The sequence below is a fragment of the Vibrio splendidus 12E03 genome, assembly GCF_000272105.2.
Classification (GTDB): domain Bacteria; phylum Pseudomonadota; class Gammaproteobacteria; order Enterobacterales; family Vibrionaceae; genus Vibrio; species Vibrio splendidus_I.
Map to the genome: position 1 here is coordinate 1 of NZ_AJZD02000333.1, position 8,196 is coordinate 8,196.

General features: G+C 47.6%; 1 protein-coding gene. It reads left to right on the forward strand.

What is annotated here, in order from left to right; translation table 11 throughout:
* The coding region (locus tag A142_RS21570) for a tandem-95 repeat protein (RefSeq protein WP_019825726.1) at positions 1-8,196 on the forward strand (8,196 nt) is incomplete at both ends.

Genomic DNA, 8,196 nt, shown 5'->3' on the forward strand with positions numbered 1-8,196 from the left:
GCCAAATTTACAGCGGTGAAGTGACGGTTGGCCCTGATGGTACGGTGAACTTACCAACAACGGCAATCGAAAATGCGCTACAAATCCAGTTACCAGAAGACTTCAACGAGCAGCTTGAAGTTCATGTAACCGCAACCGCAACAGAGCTATCGAATGATGATTCTGAAACGGTCTCTCAAACCATCTACATTAACGCGACAGGCGCCCACATTGAACATGCACCTGAAGCACTTCCTGTTGCTGCAACTGTGGAAGAAGATGGTTCTATCATCATTACGCAAGAAGACTTGTTAGCTAATGCTCGTGATCTCGATGGCGACCAGCTGACCGCTCTGAATTTAGCAACTGATGATGAGAGCGTTACGATTACCGATAACGGTGATGGTACTTACACATTAACGCCAGATGCTGACTTCAACGGTGATGTTAACTTCACATTTGATGTATCGGATGGTGATGATGTTGTCTCTACCAATCTTGAGTTAACCGTTTCACCAGTGAATGATGGTCCAGAAGCGCAAGACCAAGCGTTCACAGTTGGTGAAGACGGTGTGTTAACGTTCAATGACCAAGACCTATTAACGGGTGCAACGGACATTGAAGGGGACGACCTAAGTGTTGAAGGTGTGACTTACACTGGCGCAGACGGTGTTCTCACAGATAACGGCGATGGCACATATAGTTTTGCGCCAAACGAAAACTTCAATGGCGATGTGAACTTCTCGTTCAATGTATCAGATGGTACCGATACGGTAACTGCTAACATTGATGTCAGCGTGACGCCAGAGAATGATCCTCCAGTGGCGGGTAGCACGTCTTACACCGTTCATGAAGACAACTCCATTACGATCAGTAACGAACAGCTATTAGCGAACTCTTCGGATATTGAAGGGGAGGTGGCAATTGATAGCGTCACCTACAGTGGCAGTGATGGTGTGTTGGAAATCAACGGCAACGGTACTTATACCTTCTCTTCAAACGAAAACTTTAACGGCGAAATTAGCCTAGATGTTGTCGTGGTTGATGAAGATGATGCTGCCGTATCGACTACCGCGGGTATTACAGTCCTTGAGGTAAACGACCCTCCTGTGGCTGGTCCAACGTCATACACTATCGATGAAGATTCTGTACTGACCTTCAATGAGACTCAAGTTCTATTGAACGCATCTGATATCGAAGGTGATGTACAACTCGTCGAGATTAACTACGATGGCCCTGACGGCATCTTCTCCATCAATGGTGACGGCACATGTAGCTTTGCACCGAATGAAAACTTCAACGGCCAAGTTCAATTGGATGTAACCATTCAAGATGAAGACGGCGCTCAAGTTGATACGTTTATTACGGTTGATGTATTACCAATCAACGATGTACCAGTATCAGGCGACCTAGCATACAGTGTTGAGGAAGACGGTTCGATTACGTTGAGCCAAGAGCAGCTTCTTTCTCAAGCCAGTGATGTAGATGGCGACGACCTTACTGCTTCTAACTTGATTGTTGATGGAGACGCGACGGTTGTTGCTAACGATGACGGCAGCTTTACCATTACCCCTGATGCGAACTTCAATGGTGACATTGACCTAACGTTCGACATTAGCGACGGTACAGATACGTTTGTTGCGACGGCTGACCTAACCGTTAACCCAGTTAATGACCTTCCACAACCACAAGATCAAACGTTCAGCATTGGCGAAGACGGCGTCTTGAGTTTCACTGATGAAGACTTGCTGACAGGTGCGACAGACATTGATGGAGATGACCTATCGGTTGAAGGCGTTACTTACACAGGTGCGGATGGTGTTCTTACTGATAATGGCGACGGAAGCTACAGCTTTGCGCCAAACGAGAACTTCAATGGTGATGTGAACTTCAGTTTTGATGTGTCAGATGGCACGGATACGGTTCAAGCCAACATTGATGTCAGCGTGACACCAGAGAACGATCCGCCTGTTGCGGGTAGCACGTCTTACACCGTTCATGAAGACAACTCAATAACGATCAGTAACGAACAGCTATTAGCCAACTCTTCAGACATTGAAGGTGAGGTTGCGATTGATAGCGTGACTTACTCTGGCACAGACGGTGTCTTTGAAGACAATGGCGATGGTACTTACACTTTCTCACCAAACGAAAACTTCAACGGTGAAGTTAGCCTAGATGTTGTCGTTACCGATGAAGAGGGTGCAACAGAAGCGACAACCGCGGGTATTACTGTACTTGAGGTAAATGATCCACCAATTGCGGGTTCAACCAGCTACTCAGTGAACGAAGACGAAGTTATCACCATCAGTTCAGAGCAACTGTTGGCGAATGCTTCTGATATTGAAGGTGAAGTGGCGATTGATAGCGTTAACTACACAGGCGCTGACGGCATATTTACTGACAATGGCGATGGAACATTCAGCTTCGCACCAAACGCAAACTTCGACGGTGACGTAAGTCTAGACGTAGTAGTGACCGATGAAGACGGCGCAACCGCAGCTACCACTGCAAACATTGATGTTCTGCCTGTGAACGATGCTCCGGTATCGGGCGACTTGGCGTACAGCGTGGACGAAGATGGTTCAATTACGTTGAGCCAAGAGCAATTACTTGCTCAAGCGAGTGATGTTGACGGCGATGACTTAACAGCGGCTAACCTGACCGTTGGTGGTGATGCGACCGTCACTGCAAACGATGACGGTAGCTTTACTATCACACCAGATGCGAACTTCAATGGCGACATTGATTTGAACTTCGACATTACCGATGGTGATGCGACGCTTCAAGCAACGGCTGATCTTACCGTTAACCCTGTCAATGACTTGCCAACTGTCGGTGAGCCACAGTTTGTGACTCAAGAAGACACGAGCTTTACCTTCACAGAAGAGCAACTGCTGCAAAATGCAGGCGATATTGATGGCGATAATTTATCGGTTGAAAATGTCGCTTCTGACAGTGGTTCACTGGTTGATAACGGCGACGGCACCTACACATTTGCTCCGAATGAAAACTTCGACGGCAATGTGAATGTGACCTTCGACGTGAATGACGGTACAGCGATAGTACCAGCAGAAGCGACGATTGATGTTCAATCTGTGGTTGATATGCCAGAGCTGTCGATTGCGTCTGACTTGGTGATTGCTTCAGACAACTTCGAGTCTGGCTCGAACGGCTGGAATACGGGCGCTGAAAGCTCACAAGGCTTCGAATCAGGAGACATGCTAGGTCGTATTGGTGGCACTGGTGGCGATGAAGCAGTCAGCAAAACTTACGACATTCCAAGTGATGTGAGCGAAGTTAATATTTCGTTTAGCTTCTATGAAATTGATTCTTGGGATGGTGAGTCATTCCAAATCTTTGTCGGCGGCGAAGAGCTTACTTCGTTAGACAACTCGGCGTTCCAAACTCAAGATGGCACGACAACGTTGTACGATTCCGCTGGCAATGAAGTGGGTGAAGTCGTTCACGGCGTGTCGCAAGGTGAAGGCTTCAGTGGTTGGAACGACCAAGCACACCAAATCAACCTAACGGTACCAGTTGAAGATGGCCAACTTGAGTTAGGCTTCGGTTCAACCTTGAACCAAGGTGTGAGTGATGAGTCGTTTGGCATCGATAACATTGAAATCACAGTGTCTGATGCGGATTACCAAATTATTGGTACCGAAGATACGCCAGTACCACTGGATATTGATGCGGCGTTAACCGATACCGATGGTTCAGAAAATCTCGCTATCTTGATTGAAGATGTACCAGAGGGAAGTTCGCTTTCTGCAGGTACCGACAACGGCGATGGCACGTGGTCTCTACAGCCAGAAGAACTTGCAGGACTTGAGTTTATCCCTTCAGGTGATTTCAATGGTGATGTGGTACTAACGGTCAATGCGACATCAACGGATGTTGATACAGGAACAACCGCAACGGCAACGCAAGATGTGACGATTCACATCTCGCCAGCGAATGATGCTCCAGAAGTTGATGGTGATATCAGTGCCGTTACGGCCGAAGACAACAGTATCACGCTAACTCAAGAGCAGTTGCTAGAGCACGCTGTCGATATTGATGGTGATGACCTATCAGTAATCAATCTAACCACTAATGACGAAAATGCGACCGTTGAAATGAACGACGATGGCAGCTTCACCATTACTCCGAGTGAAAACTTCAACGGTAATATCGAATTTAGTTACGATGTCTCCGATGGGGAAGAGATGGTCGCTGCTGGCCTAGACTTGACGGTAACACCAGTTAATGACGCGCCAGAGCCACAAGACCAAGCATTCACTATTGGTGAGGATGGGGTTCTTAACTTCACTGACGCTGACCTGTTAACAGGTGCAACTGATGTTGAAGGTGATGACTTAACGGTAGAAGGTGTGACATACACGGGTGCTGATGGCGTTCTTACTGATAATGGCGACGGAAGCTACAGCTTCGCTCCAAATGAGAACTTCAATGGTGATGTGAATATTGGCTTCACAGTCTCTGATGGTACAGATACGGTTGGTGCCAACATTGATGTGAGCGTGACGCCTGAGAACGATCCACCAGTGGCGGGTAGTACGTCTTACACTGTGCATGAAGACAACTCAATCACGATCAGTAACGAACAGCTGTTAGCCAACTCTTCAGACATTGAAGGTGAGGTTGCGATTGATAGCGTGACTTACACTGGCAGTGACGGTGTGTTCGAAGACAACGGTGACGGCACTTACACCTTCTCGCCAAACCAGAACTTCAATGGTGATGTGAGTTTAGCGGTTGTTGTTACCGATGAAGAAGGGGCAACAGAAGCGACCACCGCGGGAATCACCGTACTTGAGGTTAACGATCCGCCAATCGCAGGCTCAACCAGTTACTCAGTCAACGAAGATGAAGTTATCACGATCAGTGCAGAGCAACTGTTGGCGAACTCTTCGGATATTGAAGGCGAAGTGGCGATTGATAGCGTTACTTACACAGGCGCTGACGGTATCTTTACTGACAACGGTAACGGCACATTCAGCTTTGCACCGAACGCAAACTTCGATGGCGATGTTAGCCTCGATGTAGTGGTGACAGATGAAGACGGTGCGACAGTAGCCACCAGCGCAAGTATTGATGTTCTTCCAATTAACGATCCACCAGTATCGGGTGACTTGGCATACAGCATTGATGAAGATGGTTCGATTACTCTGACTCAAGAGCAGTTGCTATCTCAAGCCTCTGATGTGGATGGCGATGACCTGACCGCAAGCAACCTAAGTGCAGGCGATAATGCAACCGTTGTTGATAATGGCGATGGCACCTTTACGGTAACGCCGGATGCTAACTTCAATGGTGATATCGACCTAAGCTTTGATATTTCGGATGGCACTGAGTCAATTGTGGCGAACGCCGATCTGACGGTAAACCCAGTCAATGACTTGCCAACAACATCCGATGTTTACGCGAACGTTGATGAAGATAATGTCATCACTATCACGCAGGAGCAGCTACTTGCGAATGCCGCTGATATTGAGGGCGATGACCTTGTCGCTTCCGACTTAACCTTAGTGGGTGACGATGCAACGATTGTCGACAATGGCGATGGCACGTTCTCAATCACTCCAAGCGAGAACTTCAATGGCTACATCGATGTTGCCTACAGCATCAGCGATGGCGACACACCAATTGCCGCTAACTTGGGCTTAACCGTTGATCCAGTTAACGACGCGCCAATTGTTTCTGCTGATGTGGCGATAACCATTGAAGAGGATGGTTCGTACACCATTACCCAAGAAGAACTCCTACAATTCGCAACTGACATCGAAGACGATGACATGACCGCAATTATCGGAGAGCCGGGTGATGAAACAACCGTAACCGGTACCGTGTTGGATGCTGAAACCGGCAATCCAATCGCAGGTGCGGATGTGACGTTAACCGACAACGCGGGTCACTCTTACACAGCGGTGACGGATCAATCCGGTAACTACTCTGTAAGCGGTCCTGTTGTTGACCAAGGTACCGTTACTATTGAACAAGACGGCTCTATTACCAGTAGTTTCCTAGTTCCAGCTGGTGAAGATACCAACGGTGGCGTAACCGCAATATCGGAAGTACTTGAAGAAACAGATATGCGTATCGTGGTCACATGGGGTGAAAGCCCACGTGATATGGACAACCATTTATGGCTCTACGATACAGAAAATGGCAATGAGCTAGACCACATTTACTATCGCGACATGAGCCACGATTTGGGCGAAGGTAATGTCGTTCAGCAAGATGTGGATGACACGAATGGCGGTGGTCCTGAAACCATCACTATTCCAAATTATCAAGATGCTGATATGCACTATTCAGTACACAACTACACCAGCAGAAGTTGGGATGTGGATGGTGTTGAAGATGTACAGGTTCAGGTGTTTGTTGGCGATACATTGGTTGAAACCTTTAGTCCTGACTTATCTGAAAACCCATCGGGTGACCACTGGCATGTATTCGATATCGTGAACGGTGTTATTGTTCCAAGCCAAGATGTAGGCACTCAAAATGCATTCGACTTGCCAACGGCAGAAGAAGCGCTCGCGAATGAAAACGGCATTGATATCTCTGAATTGCTAACCGGCGATGAAGGTGATGATTCTGGCGAGACGGGTGGTAACGAACCAAGTGTTGGAGATGTTTCAATTGAGAACGCTCTTATCACTGACAATGGTGACGGCACTTACACCATTACACCGGAAGAGAACTTCAACGGTGAATTCTCCATTAGCTACAACGTGGACGATGGCAACGGTGGGGTTACGCCTGCGGAACTTGACGTTACCGTAACAGCAGTTAATGACCTTTCGGTTATTTACGATCATGACTACACCATCAATGAAGATGGCTCATTAACCTTCACTGATGAGCAGTTACTCGCTGGTGCAACGGATATCGATGGCGACGACCTTTCTGTTGAATCTGTTAACTACGAAGGCACCGAAGGTGTGTTTACGGATAACGGCGATGGCACTTATACCTTCGCTCCAAATGAGAACTTCAATGGCAGCGTCGACCTAACTTACGATGTCAGTGACGGTACCGATGTTGTATCGGCAAATATTGATGTTCAAGTTGTGCCAATTAATGACGTACCGGTTGCTGGAACCACCGCTTACAGCGTTGAAGAAGACGGCAGTATCACGCTAAGCGATGCACAACTTCTGGCGAATAGCTCGGATGTTGAAGGGGAAGTGTTTGTCAGCGATGTAAGCTACAGCGGCACTGATGGTGTATTCACTGATAATGGTGATGGTACTTACACCTTTGCTCCAAACGAAAACTTTAACGGTGACATCAGTCTTGATGTCTCTGTTATGGATGAAGATGGCGCAACCGCTGAAACAACCGCAGGTATCGACGTCATTGCTGTTAATGACTTGCCGGTTGCAGGTTCAACGACCTACAGCGTTGACGAAGATAACGTGATTACCATTTCTGAAGCGCAGCTTCTTGCGAACAGCTCAGACATTGAAGGTGATGTATCCGTTAGCGACGTTTCCTACTCAGGCGCAGACGGTATCTTTACTGACAATGGTGATGGTACTTACAGCTTCGCTCCAAATGAAAACTTTAACGGCAATGTCAGCCTAGATGTGACTGTTGCTGATGAAGAGGGTGCAACGGCTGAAACCACTGCGGGTATTGAAGTTATCGCGGTTAACGATGCACCAGTGTCAGGTGACTTGGCTTACTCAGTGGATGAAGATGGTTCAATCACGCTAAGCCAAGAGCAACTGCTGGCTCAAGCATCGGATGTGGACGGGGATGATCTTACCGCGGCTAATCTAACCGCGGGTGATAACGCTACCGTTACGGCAAACGATGATGGTTCATTTACTATTACACCGGATGCCGACTTTAATGGTGATATTGACCTTAGCTTCGACCTTTCTGATGGTACTGAAACGGTTGTTGCAACGGCCGACCTTACTGTGAATCCAGTGAATGACATCGCGGTTGTAGAAGATGTCGCTTACACCATTGAAGAAGGTGGTTCACTTACCTTTACAGACGAGCAACTGCTAGCGGGTGCTTCTGATATTGATGGTGATGAGCTTTCAGTTGCTGATGTGTCTTACACAGGCGCAGAGGGTGTGTTCACTGATAATGGTGATGGTACTTACACCTTCGCTCCAAATGAAAACTTCAATGGCGAAGTAAGTCTGGACTTCTCAGTATCTGACGGTACAGAGACGGTTGATGCAAACA